The following is a 19,477-nucleotide window of genomic DNA, read 5'->3' as shown; positions in this document are numbered from 1 at the left end:
TTCACGCTCAAGTCACAAATGGGGCAATTTATCGCCCCATTTAACAAACTTGACAACTGAGCTTTAGTTTATACTTTTACTCACCACCTCAAAAACATCCTTAGATAACCCACCAGAATCAAGAATACCCTGAAGAGCCTCTCTCATTTTACCCGAAAGATCATCACTGTATTTTTGCCAGCGTGTAATCGGCACAACAAGCCGTGCTGCTATCTGTGGATTAATTTTATCTAGCATAACGACCTGCTCAGCAATAAAGAAGAAGCCGCTACCATCTTCCTTATGAAATTGCTTAAAGTTTCGATTAGCAAAGCCACCGAGTACAGCTCGAACTTTATTTGGATTTTTAATCTCAAAGGAGGGATGCTTTATTAAATTTTTGATATTGGCAAGAATTCCATTTCGGGCACTGCTACTTTGCAGCCCTAACCAAAGCTCCACAACTTGAGTATCATCTTTCCAGCGCTGATAGAATTCTTGTATTGCCGAATCAACCTTCGGAGCACTTCCGTAGTTAATCAATGCACTAAGTGCTGCGGCGCTATCAGTCATATTCCCAGCTGTCTCAAACTGCTTTTGTACAATATTTAACGCATCATCTTTTTCTGTAGCTGCAAGATAAGATAAGCAAGTATTTTTCAAGCTTCGCTCAGCAATATCTTTTGCATTGGGACTATAGGGTTTCTGGTGATCCAACGCTGTATATCTTTGTAACAGCTCAGGAGCCAATGCCGTTGCCAAAGTTTTTAAGGCGAAATCTCGCGCTACAACTATCGCTTCAGCATCAATAAGATCATTCATCTCTGCAACGGATTGCTCACTTGGCAATCGTAGTATTTCTGCCACTAAGGCGGGATCTAGTGTGCTATCTATTAGCACATCCCGGTATGCCTCTATCAGTTCAGGCTGTAACTGAAGTGCCTCTCCACTACGATAGTCTTGCTGTAGTTGTGTAAGGGCCATAAATGCAAGACGCTGCGATGCATCCCAACGGTTAAACGTATCTGAATCATTTCGCATCAGGAAAATCAACTGTTTCCCGGTATAGGGGTAACGAACCTTGACAGGCGCAGAAAAATCACGCAGAAGTGATGGCAGGGGTTTTTTCCGAAATCCACTAAACTCAAAGAGTTGCTCAGGCTGAGTAACCTCCAGAACTTCCTCAATGTCCCCTCCATTGTTGAGGATAGAGTCATTTCCATCCACATCCAGCAAACCAATTTTAATCGGGATATGAAGTGGTAGACTTTGATCCTGGTTCGCCCTAGTTGGGCAAGACTGAGAAACTTTGAGGCTATATCTGCCCGTTGCTTGATCAAAGCTGTCTGTAACCTCTAAGATTGGAGTTCCAGCTTGACTATACCAATGTCGAAACTGGGTGAGGTTTACCTGATTAGCATCTTCCATCGACAGGATGAAATCTTCACAGGTTGCTGCACTTCCATCATGTCGTTCAAAATAGAGATCGCTACCTTTGCGAAACTTCTCCTTCCCCAATAGGGTGTGCAACATCCGGACTACTTCCGCACCTTTTTCATATACTGTTAATGTATAGAAATTGGAAATCTCTATGTATGAATCTGGCCTTATTGGGTGAGACATGGGGCCCGCGTCTTCAGCAAACTGGTTGGTTCGTAATAGTGAAACATCTTCGATACGCTTAACAGCCCGAGAATTCATATCAGCAGAAAATTCGGCATCACGAAACACCGTAAAACCTTCTTTTAAACTGAGCTGAAACCAATCCCGGCATGTAACTCTATTTCCCGACCAGTTATGAAAGTACTCATGCCCAACGATAGATTCTATTCTCTGGAAGGCAGAATCGGTTGCTGTCTCAGGACTCGCCAGCACACAAGCTGAATTGAAGATATTTAGCCCTTTATTTTCCATGGCCCCCATATTGAAATGATCTACCGCCACGATCATAAAAATATCTAGATCATATTCTCTGCCATATACTTCCTCATCCCAACTCATAGCCTTTTTCAGGGAGCGCATGGCATGCTCGCATTTACCGATGTTTTTTGCTTCAGTAAAAATTTGCAGTTTTACTTCACGCCCGCTACTAGTAGCAAAAGTATCCTCTACATTTTCCAAATTCCCTGCCACCAAAGCAAATAGATAAGATGGTTTCGCAAAAGGATCCTCCCAGGTCGCAAAATGACGACCATCCTCACAATCGCCAAAATCAATCTGATTACCATTGGATAGCAATACAGGATGATCTTTTGGCGCAACGATAGTAGTGGTGAATTTCGACATCACATCCGGACGATCGGGGTAAAAAGTTATCTTTCTAAACCCTTCTGCCTCACATTGTGTGCAATACATACCATTTGAAAGATACAAACCTTCTAAAGAAGTATTATCTTCAGGATTAATTCTATTATGGATTTCCAATATGAATTCAGGCTTATCCACCAATATAGACAATCCCTGGAGGGTTTCTTGATATGAGACCTCGGGAAGAATTGAACCATCAATTGCAATAGATAACAGCTCTAAATCGACGCCATCCAGAAGTAAAGGCGGCAAACCTTGACCCGCCTTGGGGTTCCTACGGATTTTTAGCTGTGACTTTACCAGAGTCGCCTTGGGCTCCAATTCAAAATGAAGATCTGTGCTATCTACCAGATAATCTGGTACTTGATAATCTTTGAGGTAAATAGTCTTCGGCTGAGCGTCTTGCATTTTTTAGATATCCTCATTCAATTCGCCCCCATGGAAGATTAATTCCGTGTAAATTGGGCTCGCATATGCCAACACAGGCTAAAGAAAACATAAATAGATAATACCTCTTCTAATCTTGAATATCTTTAAGATCCATCCCCCGTTTACCAATCACAAATTAGGCTCATTTTGCACAGCTCAAGCAACGCTTCCTAAACAGATTCAATACCCACCCAGAATCATCGCCGTGTTTATCCCTCTAGCGGATGGTCAATTTTTTAGCTATGTAAGCCTCTCTCCACCAATCACCGACTAAAAATCTTATATTTTTAGTTTGATAAGAATGGGGTTCTTGGACTGTTTGTTGGTCCATTGACAGAGGCAGTGGTTTAGTAGGGGTAAACTGATCATCTTCTAATCAATGAAAACTTCTAGTTACCCGCCCGCCACTCCTGTGGCAGATTTCAGCCTGGACAGCAACCTTAACCACGTGCGGACTGCCCCCTATCGTACGTGAGAGCCCTCACAACAAAAACAATTATAAGGCTCCTACTGATAGCTTAAAACTATTTAATATGCACCTTAATCACTGAGTGAGCCTACAAAAGATTCCAGGTGTTGCAGGTCAAGATACCCCTCTCTCATGATGTATCTGCATTGCTATCAAAGCCCAATACAGCCTTAATACTTCATTCGAATGGGACTGCATGGCTAAGCCTGTTGCTTTCTGGCTTTTACCCCCAAAGCCGGAGAATAATAACAGATGCAATGACACCTAAAACTGCTGCAGGACAGAGTGGCTTACACCTTATGACCCAATATTCATTTCTCATTTTGGTGGGCAAGTGAACCATCTTTGTAGTCAATAATCTAATTCTCACAAAGTATTATCCTGACAGTCTGATAAGATATCTTGTTACAGATCTGCAAAAGACGCTATTAACCCGTTACATGACTGCTACAGTTTTTAGCGATTATACGAAATCACCTCCACTCTATAAGTTAAGAGTTTTAAAGTGCGAAAACCCCGTATTCTTATCATTGTGACTACAGTACTCTTAGCTACCTTTCTAGTTGGTAGTTGGTGGAAAAAAGATATTGTTGTCTCTCAGATGATCAACCTATTTGCAGGCGAAGTTGTTATTCAGCAATTATCCGGATTGAAATTAGGCATCAAGGAAGCTTCTATCGAACAAGTCCGCCTTCAGTCCAACCGAAAAAATAGCCTTATCCTGAACAAGGTTAAAATACTCTATCCTTTTCATATTATTTTTGATCGGGATAATACCCAAAAGATTGAGCTATCAATTGGCAAACTCACATACTCTGAAATAAAAAACTCTACATCAAGCAAACCTAACAAAACTGAAAAGATACCCTCTAAAGAAAACACTCTCACCTTAAGTAATTTAACTCAGAATATAATAAACTTTATACCCGGATCAGTATTCGTAAGAGAAATTGAATTTGGTGGTGATTTGAAGGCTGGCCCGCTGAAAATTAACCGGCATAATACAGAGATCCATATACAAACACCTTTCAGCTCAGTCAAAACCGGAAATCACGAACTTTCACTAAAAGCCAATTTGACTTCAAGCGACATTACTACAGTTACAGAAATAAGCTCTGACTTAATTAAAGAACCTTCTCGACTGGAAATAGATATATCCAAAACCCATAAAAATCAATGGAAACTAGATGCGAGTGCATCATCAAACCTAAATTCCATTGAGTCGATTCTAAACATCTCTGAAGTATTGGCCGAAACCCCTGTAGATGGAATGAGAGCCAGTGGGAGTATACTGATTAATGCTCGCGCCTTCATTCCAGACGAAATCTTATCCAAGGCAAACTATCAGGATATTCTATTTAAAGTTGAGAGTGATAACCTGGGATTGATCTTACCCATTGAATCTTCCAATAAAAAGATACAAGCTCACTTGTCAACTAAGTCCCCCATAGAACTCAAACTAAAGACTCTAAATCCTATTCAGTTAGAGTCCGTCACTGGTTCTGGCTCAATTGAGGTTTCAACACTAAAAGATTCAGGCAGCAAAAATCTTTTGGCAAATCTTAGGTTCGAATATAGCGATCTAACACCCAACCCTAAGTTCCAATTGAAGGGCTCTGTCGATCTGGCTGGCGCAGAACCACTAATCAAGCCCCTTTTGACTAAGAATTACTTTCCTTCACTCGAAATTACCAATCCCAAAGGATATCTCAGTTTTCAAAGTGAGGCTCACTTAAATTTTACCGAAACATCGTCTATAAATAAAAACTGGCTTGAGCAAATTCGTCTAGCTATCTTACCAAAAAGCAATTTACTGTTTGATGCAGAAATAACCGGTCTGAAAGAAGAGTCTCCCTTACTCACCAGCGGGTTAAATCATAATCATATTCAAGCCGAAGTTAAGAAGAACATTCATATTACCGGGAGCCCCTCGGAATCCAACTCCTTCAACTTACAAATTCACGATGGATTAATTGTCACTCAGCTAAAAGCCAAAAACACCCCTAATTCAGCCTCTTCAAAAATTGAACACATTCAGTGCAACATCAAAAATTTTACCGAGTGCAGGTTTAAGTTCGAGGCCAAATCTCCTGTAATAATTGATATGCCCGCGGGTGTTGTTCTCAGAAAAGTGGATATTTCATCTACCATTCACTTCCAGGAAGATGGCAACATTCAGAATTTAAAATTGGAACAAGTTAAAGCCTCACTTGGAGAGCTGAAAGCTAAAGAATTCAAGATTAGGGAAGCGGAACTTATAGCACCTAAAGTCAACTGTGAAATTTTATCAGGTATCAAAAGTTGCATTATTGAAAAATCAAGCAACCATTTTAGCAATCTCTCCAGTGAGCATGCGACTTTATCTGGAACACTAGATCTGAATAATATAAAAGTAATATCTTCAAGAGATAGCACACAGTTCAGCAGTGACTTTAGTAGTAACAGACTTAAGGTCGTTACCCCTGAAAATTATACCCTTGAGACTTCTCTTACTGGCTCTCTCTCCCTGGACGGGAGTAAGCTTGAGGGACAAAGCCAAGTTAAGGCCGGTAATTTACAACTCACATCAAGTTTGCATCATGATATCGAGTTAGCAGTTGGCGCTTTTCAATTTTCACTGCCATATGTTGAGTTCAATTCCGCAGCACCCCTCAGTAAGGTTTTCCAAGGCTTACCTTTAGATATCGTTTCTGGGGGTCTTTCTGCCAGTGGCGCTATATCATGGCCTCGCCAATCAACTGATACTATCGACATAAGTTTAACTAATATCGCTGCGATCTACGATAGTAGCTTCGCTGCAGGAGTTAATGGGAATGTTCTGGTGGAAACTCATAGAGGAAAATGGTTTACATCTAAACCACAGCCTCTGACTATAGAATCCATCAACGCAGGATTACCTCTAAATAATTTGTCCTTTTCTCTGTCTGTAAATAAAACACAAGATCTTATCCTAAACGATTTTTCTGCAGAGTTTCTTGATGGAAAACTGTCTTCCGAAGCTTTGTATTGGAATCTGGATAATATAGAGCGCAACAGTACCTTGTACGCAGAGCATGTATCTCTTGAAAAGCTAGCTCAAGAAACCGAATCGGAAAGTTTCAAGGCCAAAGGACGTCTAAACTTAACCATACCTATTAGCACAGGCCCCCAAGGGATTACCGTTAAAAATGGTCATTTGGAAGCAGTCGAGCCTGGCGGAGAGCTAAGATATTATGGTGCATTTTCTCAGCAGATGCTCAAGGGCAATCCCCAACTGAAACTGATCTCAAATGCCCTTGAAGACTATGACTTCCGCACCCTGGAAGGCAATTTGCAATATCCTCCCAGTGGAGACCTATTACTCAACTTAAAACTTGTCGGGCGTAGTGAATCGATGGATTCAGAAAGAGACCTGATTATTAACCTCAACCTTGAGAATAATATTCCTGCAATGTTGCGCTCGTTACAGGCCAGCCGTGACCTGACAACTGCGTTAGAAAAGCAACTGGACCAATAGGTTGCTAGTACAGTAGGCTCTCCCCACTAGTGCATAAGGTCGACTAATTCAGAGCGGGTTAAGGTAGAGCCATTACAATTGCCAAATGTGGTCACTCCCGACGCAGTTGGCGAACCTGGCCTGATTTTTGACGTAACTGCTGAAGATGCAACAAATAAAAGGCGCCTAAGTGGCACCATAAGGAGTATCAGATGAGGGCCAGCCGGCTGATTCTTTTAGGAGTACTGTACACTTTGATTGCTATAGGTTGCACACCTACTGTAGCAGTGAAGGCCCCCAGCGAGCCAATTACTGTAAACCTGAATGTTAAGATTGAACATGAAATCCGGGTCAAAGTGGACAAGGATCTTGAAAACCTGTTTGACGACAAGGAAGGCATTTTCTGAGGAGATAGAATATGAGTATGGTAAAGAAAGCTCTATTAGTTCTGGGCTTGATAATGGCGTTACCCGCAATGGCGATTTCCTTAGAAGAGGCCAAAAAGCAAGGGTTAGTGGGAGAAGCAAACAGTGGCTATATCGCTATTGTGGACGCCAGTTCGCCTGAACTGGAGAAGCTGGTAAAAAAAATAAATGCGGAACGTAAGCAGGCCTATACCGAGATAGCCAAAAGCCACAATGTCGATATTGCCCAAGTTGCGGCACGTGCTGCCGAGAAACTAGAGGCCCGCCTATCCCGTGGGGAGTACTACCAGGACAACCTTGGTCGCTGGGTGAGAAAATAAGCGCTCTTGGATTAGAAAAACGGAAACTGTGACGTATTACATCGCTATCACAGTTAGTTTGAGGAAGCCCCACGAAACACACCTTTCATGGGGCCTCCCTATTTAGGGGCCAAAATTAGAGATTTCCAAACAGGGATTGCCCGTCAAGTCCCTGCTTTTCCATCACTTCCCTTAAACGTTTCAGTGCATCAACTTGGATTTGGCGAACCCGTTCACGAGTGAGACCAATCTCACGCCCAACTTCTTCTAGGGTGCTCGCCTCAAATCCACGTAATCCGAAGCGCCTGGAAACAACTTCACACTGCTTGTCGGGAAGCTCACCAAGCCAGCGATTAATGCTATCGAAAAGGTCGCTATCCTGAAGGAGTTCTGCCGGATCAGACTCCTGCTGGTCGGGTATAGTATCAACCAACGTCTTCTCGGAAGAAGGGCCTATAGGGGTATCTACGGAGGTGACTCTCTCATTGAGCCCCAGCATCCGTTCGACGTCCTCTACAGGCTTCTCTAACAAGTTAGCAATCTCTTCTGCAGATGGCTCGTGATCCAGCTTCTGTGCAAGCTCACGAGATGCTCGAAGATACACATTTAACTCTTTTACTACATGGATTGGCAGGCGAATAGTGCGAGTCTGATTCATAATGGCTCGTTCTATTGTCTGACGTATCCACCAAGTAGCATAAGTAGAAAAGCGGAAACCTCGCTCCGGATCAAACTTCTCAACAGCACGAATTAACCCCAAGTTGCCCTCTTCGATTAGGTCTAACAATGCGAGGCCACGACTAACGTAGCGACGGGCGATTTTTACAACAAGGCGTAGGTTACTCTCGATCATACGCTTTCTTGATGCAGCATCACCACGCAAGGCCTTGCGTGCGTAATAAACCTCTTCTTCAGCGGTCAGTAGGGGGGAAAAGCCTATTTCATTGAGATAGAGCTGGGTGGCATCCAGGTTCTTCTGTAAATGGCCATCGCCATCCAACCTGCTAACCCGACTCTTCTCTGTGGGGGAGGAAACGGAGTTATTTTTTGCCGCATTTCTCCGCGTACGGCCACTACTTTTACCTTTTTCGGAATTTAGTTTCTGCTCATCATTCTCTACCGCCAACTCAGGAGGAAAGTCTTCTGCCTGGCCAGTCATGGACTGGTCTTGCCGTTGTGCTTCCATTTCCCCTGCTCCTTGTACTTTGCCAATATCAACCGCATAGCATGAGACCAGAATCGGTCTAAAAAACGACCAATCAAGTACACATGTGCGACAGCCACAGAATCGGCTTGACCATTTGGTCGCCACGATTGCTGTGACCACCCCAAGTGGTATTAGTTAAAAGTCCATTTTTATTTGCAGAGCTTTAGAGCACTCTCCCGACTTAAGGCAGATACGCGAGAGGGTCCACTGGCTGACCGTTTTTTCGTATTTCAAAGTGGAGCTTGTCGCGGTTGGTACCACTCGAACCCAGTTCCGCTATCCGTTGTCCAGCTTTGACCTTACTACCCTCTTTCACCAGCAGTCGGTGATTGTGGGCATAAGCACTCAAGTAAACATCGCTGTGCTTAACGATCAGCAGTTTTCCATACCCTCTCAGTGCACTGCCAGCGTAGATAACAGTGCCATCAGCTGCTGCCGATACAGATTCTCCCTTTTCACCGGCGATATCAACACCCTTCCGCAAGGGGTCTCCAGAGCGGAACTTACTGATGACTTGTCCACGGACAGGCCAACGCCAGTGAATCGCCCCTGTTCGCTTACTTTGAGGCTTCTGGCGCGTAGAGCTTCTCGTTAAAGATTTTGTATTCTTGGCGGGAATAGCTTTTTTTGTGGGCACAGGCTTAGCCACAGTTTTTTTTCTGGCTACAGGGGAGCTTGAGGCGACTTGACGCGGCACTTTACCATTCAACTGTAAGCGTTGGCCGGGATAAATATTATAGGGAGGCTTAATGCCATTGATAGCCGCCAGCTTGCGGAAATCCTGACCGTAACGCCAGGCAATAGAATACAGGGTATCCCCGCGGCTCACAGTATGATGATTGAGACGGATACTTGGAGGCTGATTTAGGGAACTACTCGGTGCTCTGTGGCCAGCACAGGAAACCAGGGCCATAGCCACGACACAGACGCCTAATATTTTTAACATCAAAGTCAAAAAATGACCAATATTAGGCTTATTGTTCCGCCAAAAATGGGCCTCAACTTGTCGTAAAAGATGACATTCCATTATTCTCTTTTTACATCAGACCACGGCATTTATGGAAAAAGTGTCTAAAGAAAAGCTCTAAAAATCATTGGAAAAGCTTCATAAAAAGCTGCCATACCGAGATATTCCAGATCTTATTGCGGTGTGGCGTAGGATTTACCTCGATGCCCCCCTCCGAAATAGTCCACCGCGAGAACCAGTACCGCAGCAACCAAAGCGGCAATAATCGCAGGCCCCAGATTCGCATTCTCACCTGTCTGGGCCATAAAGTTCGACGGGGATGTATTGGCGAGTAATGGCGCAAGCTTACTGGAAACAGTTTCGGCACCATTGATTGGTAGCTTCCAGGGCCAAATTATTTTCAGGCTACCTAATAAGATCCCTGCAAGAAAAGCCAATGTGCGAGCGACATATTTGTGCATCAACCAGGAAAGCAATCGGCTAAAAAGCATTAACCCCAGAGCGGCCCCAACCGCAAAGTACAATAAATTCGACAATTGCAGCTCATGTACTGCAGTGAGCACCTTGGGATAAATCCCAATCATAAGCAGGATAAAGGCACCTGAAATTCCGGGCAAAGCCATGGCACAAATTGCCAATGCTCCAGATAAAAATAAAGTAAGTGGCGTAGCTGGGATGTCCCCAGGGCGAAGCTCACTGACAACAACTGCCAGCGCGATGCCTAGAAAGAGAAAGACCGCTGTCGAAAGAGACCACCTGGGGATATTGCGAAGAATAGGGAAGGTAGAAGCCAGCACTAGGCCAAAAAAGAAAGACCAGACGAGAATAGGATATTGCTCCAAAAGGCCGCTAATAATCCTCGCCAGGCTGAAGATACTGATCAACACCCCTAAAAACAGGGATAACAGGAAGCTGCCATTGATGTGCTTCCAAGTCGCTGATAGCCCTTCCTCCCGCATTATCGTAATACAGTGAGGTCCTATCCGGCTCAAAGAGTCGAGTAACTCCTGGTAGATCCCTGTAATAAAAGCAATGGTCCCCCCGGAAACCCCCGGAACAACATCTGCAGCACCCATTCCCATACCACGCAGCACTACACCCGGGTACCGGCTCTTAAAGAGCTCTCTAAATTTCATCGAACCACACCACTAAGCAGCGGCACAAACCGCACTGCTTCTAGCTTTTCCACATCGAACTGATCGGTATCCTGGCGACGAGAGATCATCATCAGGTGCTGTTGCTCCGAACCCACAGGAATAACCAGCACGCCATTTGGTCCCAACTGTTGCTTGAGTTCATCGGGAACCGTTGAGGGAGCCGCTGCTGCCAGGATTGCATCATAAGGCCCTTTTTCCGGCCAACCAAAACCACCACTACTGAGATTGTATTCAATATTCTGATATCCCAACTCGTTAAGACGCTGGCGGGCCTTATCGAGCAAGGGTTCGACACGCTCAACAGAAAAAAGTTGTTCAACCAGCCTAGAAAGAATTGCGGTTTGGTAGCCGGAACCCGTACCAACTTCTAAAACCCTATGCAGGGATTTGGCCCTGCTCAGCAGCAACTCTGTCATGCGGGCAACAATGTAAGGTTGGGATATTGTCTGGCCATAGCCAATTGGCAGAGCTGTATCCTCATAGGCGCGGATCGCCAGGGCTTCATCCAGAAAAAGGTGCCTGGGGGTCGAAGCCATCACATCGAGGACTTCTTCATTGCTAATGCCCTCATCCCTCAAGCGTTGGATCAGGCGATTGCGAGTTCGCTGGGAGGTCATTCCCAAGCCTTCGTGTCTCAAGCGGTCCATAAGCTTTTATTCCATCCCCTGTATAACTCTCGCTTTCAGCCACAAATTTTATGTGTCCGAGTTCACATTGACCAGCTGTGCCACCTCCCTTAGCAAGGCTGTTGCGAATGCCCCAGGCGGCAACGCAAATTCCAAGAGGAGGTCATCAGACTGCCACTCAAAACGAAAAGCCTCTGGACGTAGGGCCAGTGGTCTTCGCTCTTGCTTGAGCCCGCAATGTTCCAGCCAGTTACACCAGCTCAGCCACTTCTCTAGTACTTGCTGCTCCAATTCGCCTAGAGGACCTGTGGCGAGGTTTCTACCGCGACCCCACAAAGGACCACTGGGCTCACTTTGTGGCTCACCCTCAATACTTTGCTGCCAGCAGTCTTGAGTGATTCTTTCTGCCAATACCTGATTAAACAGCCAACTGCGCGCAGCCGACATGGCAAAGGCCTTTTCATTCTTACGACAGCGTCCCTCTTCTTCCGCCAGGTGACGCGCCAGGTCCAGGTTGCCGCCATCGATACCAAAGCGCTGCTCACCGAAGTAATTTGGCACTCCGCCACCTACCTGTTTAAGCACCTCTTCCGCAGCCGCCCGATCACCGCTTACATTACGCAGGCGAATTTTAAATCGATTGCCTACATGCTCCCCGCGACGTAGTTTACGGCCGCCCCGAAAAAACCTCAGAAGTGAAACTTCTTCACTATTGATCTGCGACCAATCTGCCTCTGGCTTCTGTCCGAGCCAAACACTAAACCACTGCGTGGTTACGGCATGTCGATCCTTCAACCCAAAGTAGCTGACATCCAGAGGGCGCACTCCGGCGAGTTTGGCTAGCTGTTTTGCCACCCAGACAGTATTGGCCCCCCGCTTCTTAATATGCAGGTACACATGCTCCCCGTCCTCTGTAGGTTCGGGAAAAGCCATCTCATCGACAACAAAATCTTCCGCAACAGTACGAAAATCAGCAGAGATTGCCGCCCCACCCAAAGCGCGGGGCCAATTTAGATTCCAGACTTCAGACATCATATCGCTCAAGTAAAACAGTGGCCTGGGCCGCAATTCCTTCACTCCGCCCGGTAAAGCCAAGCTTCTCGGTAGTCGTTGCTTTCACACTAATATCGGCGATATCCACACCGCAATCCGCAGCAATATAGCCGCGCATGGTTTCTATATGAGGAGCCATCTTGGGAGCCTGCGCAATGAGAGTGGTATCAGCATTCACCAGGCGATATCCCCTTTCCTTAATTAGGGTCATAACATGTTGTAAAAGGGCGCGACTATCCGCGCCACTAAAACGCTCATCCGTATCGGGGAAATGATGACCGATATCACCGAGAGCCAAAGCACCAAGAAGCGCATCGCAAAGTGCATGCAATAACACGTCCCCATCGGAATGGGCTTTTAAACCAAAGCTATGGGGAATTTTTGCTCCACCAAGCACAACATGATCGCCAGGGCCAAACGCATGCACGTCAAAGCCCTGGCCAATTCTAAAACTCACTATCGATAATCCTCGGTGGGAGCGTAGCGCAGACGTAAAATGGTCTCTGCCATTACGATATCGGTGGGGTGGGTCACTTTGATATTGTCACTCCGACCTTCAACAAGTTGCGGAGAGTGACCAAAAATTTCCAACGCACTTGCCTCATCTGTAACAGCTTCACCTTGCTGTAATGCTTGACTGAGGCAGGAGCGAAGTAGCGCAAGAGGCGCTCGCTGAGGGGTCTGCGCAAGCCATATCTGTTTGCGATCCAGGGTTTGTTCAACACATTGAACACCGCTTATCTCAGACCCTCTCTTTACAGTATCGCTGGCCTGACGCGCCAGCAGCGCGGTCTGTGCAACCTGGCTGTGCAACAATGCACTAATGTCTTCCATTGCAACACATGGCCGAGCGGCATCATGTACAAGCACTGGGGTGTCGCCATGTTCCCGTTGAGCAAGAAATTCCAGGGCTGAGAGGACAGAATCCGCTCGCTCAGCGCCACCAATTACAGTGTGCATTAATGGGTGAGAGGCTTCTTTCAAGTGCGGGAAAAATTCATCATCCTTTGATAGGGCCACAACAACGCCAGCAAGTCCCGGCCAACTTAAAATATTCCGCAGAGTTAGGGACAATAAAGGGCGCCCCAGTAATGGTAAATACTGCTTGGGGCGATCGGCTCCCATGCGTTTACCAACACCCGCAGCGGGCACAACCACCCAATAATCTGTAATCACTTTTTAGCCTCTTCCGAGTCCAGGAAGATAAACAGGGTTTCCCCTTCCTTAATCAATCCCAAATCATAGCGTGCCTTGGCTTCGACACCATCAGTGCCCACTTTCAGGCTTCGTACTTCTCTCAACAACTGGCGATTTTCCCGCGCTAAAGCTGCATTTTTTTCCTGTTGCTGAGCAAGCTGTCGTTTGAGACGGGTAACTTCGGCAAGACTGCCATCACCAACCCAGAGACGATACTGAGTGGCAAGCAGAATAAAGGTAAGAATTCCCAGCAGCCATTTCATACGAGATTACGATATTTCGCTTGTTCGTATTATAGGTATTGCAGAGGAATCCCTCTGCAATACCAATGTGCGATTCAAATATTGATTATTTGAATTCAGCACGGCCACGGTAAGGAGCGGAACCATTCAGTTCAGCTTCAATACGCAGCAGACGATTGTACTTAGCTACGCGGTCGGAGCGACACAGGGAGCCGGTTTTGATTTGGCCAGCAGCGGTAGCTACAGCCAGGTCAGCAATGGTGGTGTCTTCAGTTTCACCAGAGCGGTGAGAGATTACAGCGGTGTAGCCTGCATCTTTTGCCATCTTAATCGCGTCCAGAGTTTCGGACAGGGAGCCGATCTGGTTGAACTTGATCAGGATAGAGTTACCCACGCCTTTCTCGATACCTTCTTTTAGTATCTTGGTGTTGGTTACGAACAAGTCATCGCCTACCAGCTGTACTTTTTCACCTATCTTGTCGGTGAGAATTTTCCAGCCGTCCCAATCGCTCTCGTCCATACCGTCTTCGATAGACAGGATCGGATAGTTGGCGGACAACTCAGCCAAATAGCTGGCGAAACCTTCGCTGTCGAACTGCTTGCCTTCGCCAGCCAAGTCGTACTTGCCATCTTTGTAGAACTCGGAAGAAGCACAATCCAGAGCCAGGGTAATGTCATCACCCAAGGTGTAACCGGCCTTTTCTACCGCTTCAGCAATCACTTTCAGAGCGGCTTCGTTGGATGGCAAGTTCGGAGCAAAGCCGCCTTCATCGCCAACCGCAGTGTTCAGGCTGTTGCTGGACAGTACTTTTTTCAGGGAGTGGAAGATCTCAGCACCCTGGCGCAGGGCTTCGGCAAAAGATTCAGCTTTAACGGGCTGAACCATAAATTCCTGGATATCCACGTTGTTATCCGCGTGCTCACCACCGTTGAGGATATTCATCATCGGAACCGGCATGGAGTATTCACCCGGAGTGCCGTTTACCTCAGCAATGTGCTGATACAGGGGGATTTTTTTGGAAGCTGCAGCGGCTTTAGCGGCCGCCAGTGAAACTGCCAAAATAGCATTAGCGCCCAGATTAGCTTTGTTTTCAGTACCGTCGGCATCGATCATTGCCTTATCCAGGGTGCGCTGATCGGTAGCATCCATACCTTTCAACAGATCGGCGATAGTCATGTTGATATTCTCAACAGCCTTTAATACACCTTTGCCCAGGTAACGACTCTTATCGCCATCGCGCAATTCCAGAGCTTCACGAGAACCAGTGGAGGCACCAGAAGGAGCGCAAGCGGAACCAATGGAACCGTCTTCCAGGATTACATCGGCTTCGACGGTAGGGTTACCGCGGGAATCCAGCACTTCGTAGGCTTTAACAGCGACAATCTTGCTCATTAACAATGGGCTCCGTATTAGTACTAACTAAACTTGTTACTTATTAAAAAGGTAATTACTGAAAGAAATTTTCCAATAGCTGCACGCAACAATTAAGGGTTCTTACTCTTGTGAAACTTTTCCTCACAGTTTTTGTGAGAATCTCTAATCGTAGCTTCCATAAATAATAGCTACAGAATAAGTACCAAGCGCCCAAAAAGGGCGCGCGCTATGTATTTCTTACTTTTATTCGGTATCCAGAGGCGTAAAGCCTTTGATTAAATCATCCACAGCTTTCATCTGTGCGAGGAATGGTTCCAGCTTCTCCAGTGGCAATGCACTGGGGCCATCACACAATGCCTTATCTGGATTCGGGTGTGCTTCCAGGAACAGGCCGGCAATACCGATAGCCAAACCTGCTCGGCCCAGCTCAGTGACCTGTGCACGGCGACCACCAGAGGCTGCACCAGAAGGATCGCGCATTTGCAGTGAGTGGGTGACATCAAAAATCAGCGGCGCACCGCCGGAGGCATTGATCATGGTGCTGAAGCCCAGCATATCGACAACCAGGTTGTCGTAGCCAAAGCAGGCACCGCGCTCGCACAAAAGAATATTTTCGTTGCCGCACTCAGCAAATTTCTCCACCACATTTTTAACTTGCGGCGGGCTCATAAACTGGGGCTTTTTGACGTTGATCACTGCACCAGTCGCTGCCATAGCGGCGACCAGATCAGTCTGGCGGGCCAGGAAGGCCGGCAGCTGGATAATATCCACGACTTCGGCAACCGGAACAGCCTGGTGTACTTCGTGGACATCGGTAATCAAGGGGACCTTAAAAGTGTCTTTGATTTCCTGAAAAATCTTCAGGCCTTCTTCCATTCCCGGTCCGCGATAGGAGTTGATGGAAGAGCGATTGGCCTTGTCAAAAGACGCTTTAAAAACATAGGGAATACCCAGTTTTTCAGTGACTTTTACATAGTGCTCAGCCACCTGCATCGCCAGGTCGCGGGATTCCAGTACATTCATACCGCCAAAAAGCACAAAGGGCTTATCGTTGGCGACCTGAATATTTCCGACTTCAATTGTTTTCACTGTCAGCTCCCTGTCATCTCACCCCCAATCACAGAGACCGGGGGCGGATTACTGATTAACCCTGGTTTTCACGCTGCTTCATTGCGGCGGCAACAAAGCTTTCGAACAGCGGGTGGCCGTCGCGCGGAGTTGAAGTAAATTCCGGGTGGAACTGGCAAGCAACGAACCAGGGATGGTTCGGCAATTCAACCATTTCTACCAGGGTATCGTCTGCAGACCAGCCGCCAATTTTCAAACCGGCTTGCTGCAGGCGATCAACGTAGTTGTTGTTCACTTCGTAGCGGTGGCGGTGACGCTCTACAATGACGTCTGCGCCGTAGATATCGCGAGCCTTGGTATCTTTAGCCAAGCGACACTCCTGGCCACCCAAGCGCATGGTGCCCCCCAGGTCAGACTGCTCGTCGCGCTTCTCGATATTGCCTTCACTATCGATCCACTCTGTAATCAGGCCGATAACCGGGTGCGGGGTTTTAGTATTGAATTCAGTACTGTTGGCACCTTCGAGGCCGAGCACATTGCGCGCGAACTCGATAACCACAGACTGTAAACCGAGGCAGATGCCCAGGTAAGGGATATTGTTTTCACGAGCGTAGCGAACAGATTCAAGCTTGCCCTCTAAACCGCGCTCACCAAATCCACCGGGAACCAGGATTGCATCGGCATCCTTGATCAGGTCAATGCCGTTCTCACCCTCAACGTCTTCAGCGTTGATAAAGTCGATATCCACTTTGCAACGATGCTTGATACCCGCGTGGGTCAGGGACTCGATCAGGGACTTATAGGCATCCAGCAACTCCATGTATTTGCCAACCATGGCAATTTTCACTTCGTGCTGGGGGTTCAGCTTGCCATCGACCACTTCATCCCACTCGGAAAGGTCTGGTGCCTGGCATTCCAGCTGCAGTTTTTCCACAACGATATCGTCGAGGCCGTAACTGTGCAGAAGACGCGGTACGCCGTAGATGGTCTTGGCATCGGGCAGCGGTACAACAGCGCGCTCTTCAACATTGGTGAACAGTGCAATCTTGCGGCGGGAGTCCTCATCGATCTCACGCTCGGAACGGCACAGCAGAATATCCGGCTGCAAGCCGATAGAACGCAACTCTTTAACAGAGTGCTGGGTCGGCTTGGTCTTGGTTTCACCAGCAGTGGCAAGAAAGGGCACATAGCTCAGGTGGATCAACAGGGCGCGGTTGGTGCCCATTTCCACACGCAGCTGACGCACAGATTCCAGGAACGGTTGGGATTCGATATCACCTACGGTGCCACCGATTTCAACAATAGCGACGTCGACATCGCGGCCACCTTCTACAACGCGGCGTTTGATCTCATCGGTAATATGGGGGATCACCTGTACGGTGCCACCCAGGTAGTCACCACGGCGCTCTTTGCGCAGTACGGTCTCGTACACACGGCCGGTGGTGAAGTTGTTACGCTTGGACATCCGGGTACGGATAAAGCGTTCGTAGTGACCCAGGTCCAGGTCAGTCTCGGCACCATCCTCGGTGACATACACCTCACCGTGCTGGAAGGGGCTCATGGTACCCGGGTCTACGTTGATGTAGGGGTCCAGTTTGAGGATGGTAACCTTGAGGCCGCGGGCCTCGAGAATGGCGGCCAAAGAGGCGGAGGCGATACCTTTCCCCAACGAGGAAACCACGCCACCAGTTACAAAAATATAGCGCGTCATGCAAAACCTTGGTCAGTTGAGCGCTCGATGAATGTCGAGCTTACAGGGCTGGCCCGGGCGGATAATCCAGCTTCTCCCGGTGCCTTTGAGACGGGGCGCCAGGGTAGCAGAAAACCCCTCTCCGCTCAATCGAAAAACCGCCAGCTGGGCGGTTTCACCGAAGGTGCTACTGGCAAAGTGGAGCAGCCCGCCTTACAGCAGAATAAATCGGCAACTGCCACCAGCTCTCCATCCAGATACACGAGCGGTATCCGGTCTCGCAGCCAGGGTTCCAACGCCCTCTCCTGCAACACCTTCTTGAGAGTCTGGGAGCGAAGTCGGTCGAGAGGCTGGACGCGCTCACCGCCCCGGCGGTATTTCACTTGATATACCCCCTGAGGCCAACCCTGCACCGATTCCAGTACACCACCTCTGGGCAACAGTAGTGCTGACACGCCATCCCATTGAAGGCTTTCTTCGGTGGTAGAAAAGGGCTCCATGACAGGGGTCAGATAGAGGCGCCGCTGAAAGCGTCGCACTACACACCCACCCAGTCGTACTTCCACCTGGGCATCCGCACCCGCTTTCTCAATTTGCGCCAAAGCTTCTTGCAGAACCACGGATTCCGGCGCCATACCACCCTGCAGCAACACCCAACCGCGCAGTAGATTTTTGCGCCGCGCAATACTTAAATTCATGAACGTCGCTAAAAAGAGGCTCTCTCCTAACCTCTCTCGCCTGATATCACAGATCTGCAAGTCAGCAAGCGCCAACTCCTCTAGCAGTAATGCAGATTCCCTAAGATTATCTGCAGCCCGCTGAATACTCTGCCGTGCCGACCAACGGGTGGATAAAACAGGCATGACCTGTTGGCGTAAATAGTTGCGCTCAAAAGCCTCATCAGCATTACTCTCATCCTCAATCCAGCTGAGCCCGTGTTCAAGGGCCCAGGCTTCCAGCTCACGGCGCCCCGCTGACAACAAAGGACGAAGTAAGGATTTACCCTCACCCAACGGCCGACTCTCCGCCATACCCGAAAGCCCAAGGACGCCCGCTCCCCGCATTAGTCTATATAGAAAGGTTTCTGCCTGATCATCCCCATGGTGACCGAGCAAAATTTGATCACCGGAGGACATCACCGAATCAAAAGCCTTGTAGCGGACCTTACGCGCCCCCTGCTCTATCCCACCACCGCTTCTATCGACTTGCACACGCACCGCAACAAAAGGCACTTGCAGCTCACGGGCAACAGCTTCGCAGTGGCCAAGCCAGCACTCTGCATTACTACTTAAGCCGTGGTGCACATGCACTGCCTTAACGGGGATACCATTCTGGTTGAGTAGATGCAGCAAGACAGTGGAATCCAAGCCACCAGAAAATCCAACCCATAGCTGTCCCAGAGCCGGGTGGCGCTGCATCGAAGACTTTATAAGTTGCGGTAAAGAGTTTGCTGCGGATTTGGAGGTCACTGCCTATACCCTGAAACTGAGATCGACACAGTATACCGGTGCT

16 protein-coding genes are annotated in these 19,477 nt (G+C 47.7%); 3 read left to right on the top strand and 13 right to left on the bottom strand.

Annotated elements, in window-relative coordinates:
* Nucleotides 1-63: 63 nt before the first annotated feature.
* On the bottom strand, nt 64-2,694 hold the full coding sequence (pepN, locus tag ACJJH9_RS04995) for an aminopeptidase N (protein WP_444924508.1): 2,631 nt from the start codon (nt 2,692-2,694) through the stop codon (nt 64-66).
* A 995-nt stretch (nt 2,695-3,689) separates the two neighbouring features.
* Here pepN and ACJJH9_RS04990 point away from each other — a divergent pair.
* The 3 genes from ACJJH9_RS04990 (at nt 3,690) to ACJJH9_RS04980 (ending at nt 7,404) form a co-directional block, all read left to right on the top strand.
* Complete coding sequence (locus ACJJH9_RS04990) at nt 3,690-6,680, top strand: intermembrane phospholipid transport protein YdbH family protein (protein ID WP_444924507.1); 2,991 nt, start codon at nt 3,690-3,692, stop codon at nt 6,678-6,680.
* A 191-nt stretch (nt 6,681-6,871) separates the two neighbouring features.
* Entirely contained in the window at nt 6,872-7,066 is a 195-nt protein-coding gene (locus ACJJH9_RS04985; protein WP_252085095.1) for a YnbE family lipoprotein, read from the top strand.
* An 11-nt stretch (nt 7,067-7,077) separates the two neighbouring features.
* Entirely contained in the window at nt 7,078-7,404 is a 327-nt protein-coding gene (locus tag ACJJH9_RS04980) for a YdbL family probable chaperone protein (protein ID WP_444885655.1), read from the top strand.
* A gap of 115 nt (nt 7,405-7,519) precedes the next feature.
* On the opposite strand, the gene rpoS is transcribed toward ACJJH9_RS04980, so the two are convergent.
* The 12 genes from rpoS to tilS form a co-directional block, all read right to left on the bottom strand.
* Nucleotides 7,520-8,569: an RNA polymerase sigma factor RpoS gene (rpoS, locus tag ACJJH9_RS04975; protein WP_252085093.1), complete on the bottom strand. Its 1,050-nt coding sequence runs from the start codon at nt 8,567-8,569 to the stop codon at nt 7,520-7,522.
* 202 nt (nt 8,570-8,771) lie between these two features.
* Complete coding sequence (locus tag ACJJH9_RS04970) at nt 8,772-9,536, bottom strand: peptidoglycan DD-metalloendopeptidase family protein (RefSeq protein WP_444924506.1); 765 nt, start codon at nt 9,534-9,536, stop codon at nt 8,772-8,774.
* 194 nt (nt 9,537-9,730) lie between these two features.
* Nucleotides 9,731-10,693, bottom strand: coding sequence for a DUF368 domain-containing protein (locus ACJJH9_RS04965; RefSeq protein ID WP_444904172.1), 963 nt, complete (start codon nt 10,691-10,693; stop codon nt 9,731-9,733).
* Complete coding sequence (locus ACJJH9_RS04960; protein WP_444885658.1) at nt 10,690-11,361, bottom strand: protein-L-isoaspartate(D-aspartate) O-methyltransferase; 672 nt, start codon at nt 11,359-11,361, stop codon at nt 10,690-10,692. The genes ACJJH9_RS04965 and ACJJH9_RS04960 overlap by 4 nt, the downstream gene beginning before the upstream one ends.
* A 48-nt stretch (nt 11,362-11,409) precedes the next feature.
* A complete protein-coding gene (gene truD, locus ACJJH9_RS04955) occupies nt 11,410-12,372 on the bottom strand; it encodes a tRNA pseudouridine(13) synthase TruD (RefSeq protein WP_444924505.1) in 963 nt (320 codons plus the stop codon).
* A complete protein-coding gene (gene ispF / locus ACJJH9_RS04950) occupies nt 12,365-12,850 on the bottom strand; it encodes a 2-C-methyl-D-erythritol 2,4-cyclodiphosphate synthase (protein WP_252085088.1) in 486 nt (161 codons plus the stop codon). Before ispF ends, truD begins: the two co-directional genes overlap by 8 nt.
* Nucleotides 12,850-13,569, bottom strand: coding sequence for a 2-C-methyl-D-erythritol 4-phosphate cytidylyltransferase (gene ispD / locus ACJJH9_RS04945; RefSeq protein WP_252085087.1), 720 nt, complete (start codon nt 13,567-13,569; stop codon nt 12,850-12,852). The genes ispF and ispD overlap by 1 nt, the downstream gene beginning before the upstream one ends.
* Nucleotides 13,566-13,853, bottom strand: coding sequence for a septum formation initiator family protein (locus tag ACJJH9_RS04940; protein WP_252085086.1), 288 nt, complete (start codon nt 13,851-13,853; stop codon nt 13,566-13,568). Before ACJJH9_RS04940 ends, ispD begins: the two co-directional genes overlap by 4 nt.
* An 85-nt stretch (nt 13,854-13,938) precedes the next feature.
* The gene (eno, locus tag ACJJH9_RS04935) at nt 13,939-15,225 is read right to left on the bottom strand and encodes a phosphopyruvate hydratase (RefSeq protein ID WP_444924504.1); all 1,287 of its coding nucleotides are present in this window, start codon (nt 15,223-15,225) and stop codon (nt 13,939-13,941) included.
* A 225-nt stretch (nt 15,226-15,450) separates the two neighbouring features.
* Nucleotides 15,451-16,296, bottom strand: a complete 846-nt coding sequence (gene kdsA, locus ACJJH9_RS04930; protein ID WP_444924503.1) for a 3-deoxy-8-phosphooctulonate synthase — start codon at nt 16,294-16,296, stop codon at nt 15,451-15,453.
* A 55-nt stretch (nt 16,297-16,351) separates the two neighbouring features.
* Nucleotides 16,352-17,986: a CTP synthase gene (pyrG, locus tag ACJJH9_RS04925; RefSeq protein WP_252085084.1), complete on the bottom strand. Its 1,635-nt coding sequence runs from the start codon at nt 17,984-17,986 to the stop codon at nt 16,352-16,354.
* A 125-nt stretch (nt 17,987-18,111) separates the two neighbouring features.
* Complete coding sequence (gene tilS / locus ACJJH9_RS04920) at nt 18,112-19,434, bottom strand: tRNA lysidine(34) synthetase TilS (RefSeq protein WP_444924502.1); 1,323 nt, start codon at nt 19,432-19,434, stop codon at nt 18,112-18,114.
* Between the last annotated feature and the right edge of the window lie 43 nt (nt 19,435-19,477).

The sequence above is a fragment of the Microbulbifer mixtoriginis (SeqCode) genome (genome assembly GCF_052466715.1).
This window is presented reverse-complemented; position numbering and strand designations above follow the sequence as displayed.

Excerpts from the sequence above, each read along its gene's own strand:
- pyrG (WP_252085084.1), bottom strand. The coding sequence starts at position 17,986 with ATGACGCGCTATATTTTTGTAACTGGTGGCGTGGTTTCCTCGTTGGGG.
- pepN (WP_444924508.1), bottom strand. The coding sequence starts at position 2,694 with ATGCAAGACGCTCAGCCGAAGACTATTTACCTCAAAGATTATCAAGTA.
- rpoS (WP_252085093.1), bottom strand. The coding sequence starts at position 8,569 with ATGGAAGCACAACGGCAAGACCAGTCCATGACTGGCCAGGCAGAAGAC.
- ACJJH9_RS04985 (WP_252085095.1), top strand. The coding sequence starts at position 6,872 with ATGAGGGCCAGCCGGCTGATTCTTTTAGGAGTACTGTACACTTTGATT.
- ACJJH9_RS04940 (WP_252085086.1), bottom strand. The coding sequence starts at position 13,853 with ATGAAATGGCTGCTGGGAATTCTTACCTTTATTCTGCTTGCCACTCAG.
- truD (WP_444924505.1), bottom strand. The coding sequence starts at position 12,372 with ATGTCTGAAGTCTGGAATCTAAATTGGCCCCGCGCTTTGGGTGGGGCG.
- ACJJH9_RS04965 (WP_444904172.1), bottom strand. The coding sequence starts at position 10,693 with ATGAAATTTAGAGAGCTCTTTAAGAGCCGGTACCCGGGTGTAGTGCTG.
- ACJJH9_RS04970 (WP_444924506.1), bottom strand. The coding sequence starts at position 9,536 with ATGTTAAAAATATTAGGCGTCTGTGTCGTGGCTATGGCCCTGGTTTCC.
- eno (WP_444924504.1), bottom strand. The coding sequence starts at position 15,225 with ATGAGCAAGATTGTCGCTGTTAAAGCCTACGAAGTGCTGGATTCCCGC.
- ACJJH9_RS04980 (WP_444885655.1), top strand. The coding sequence starts at position 7,078 with ATGAGTATGGTAAAGAAAGCTCTATTAGTTCTGGGCTTGATAATGGCG.
- ACJJH9_RS04960 (WP_444885658.1), bottom strand. The coding sequence starts at position 11,361 with ATGGACCGCTTGAGACACGAAGGCTTGGGAATGACCTCCCAGCGAACT.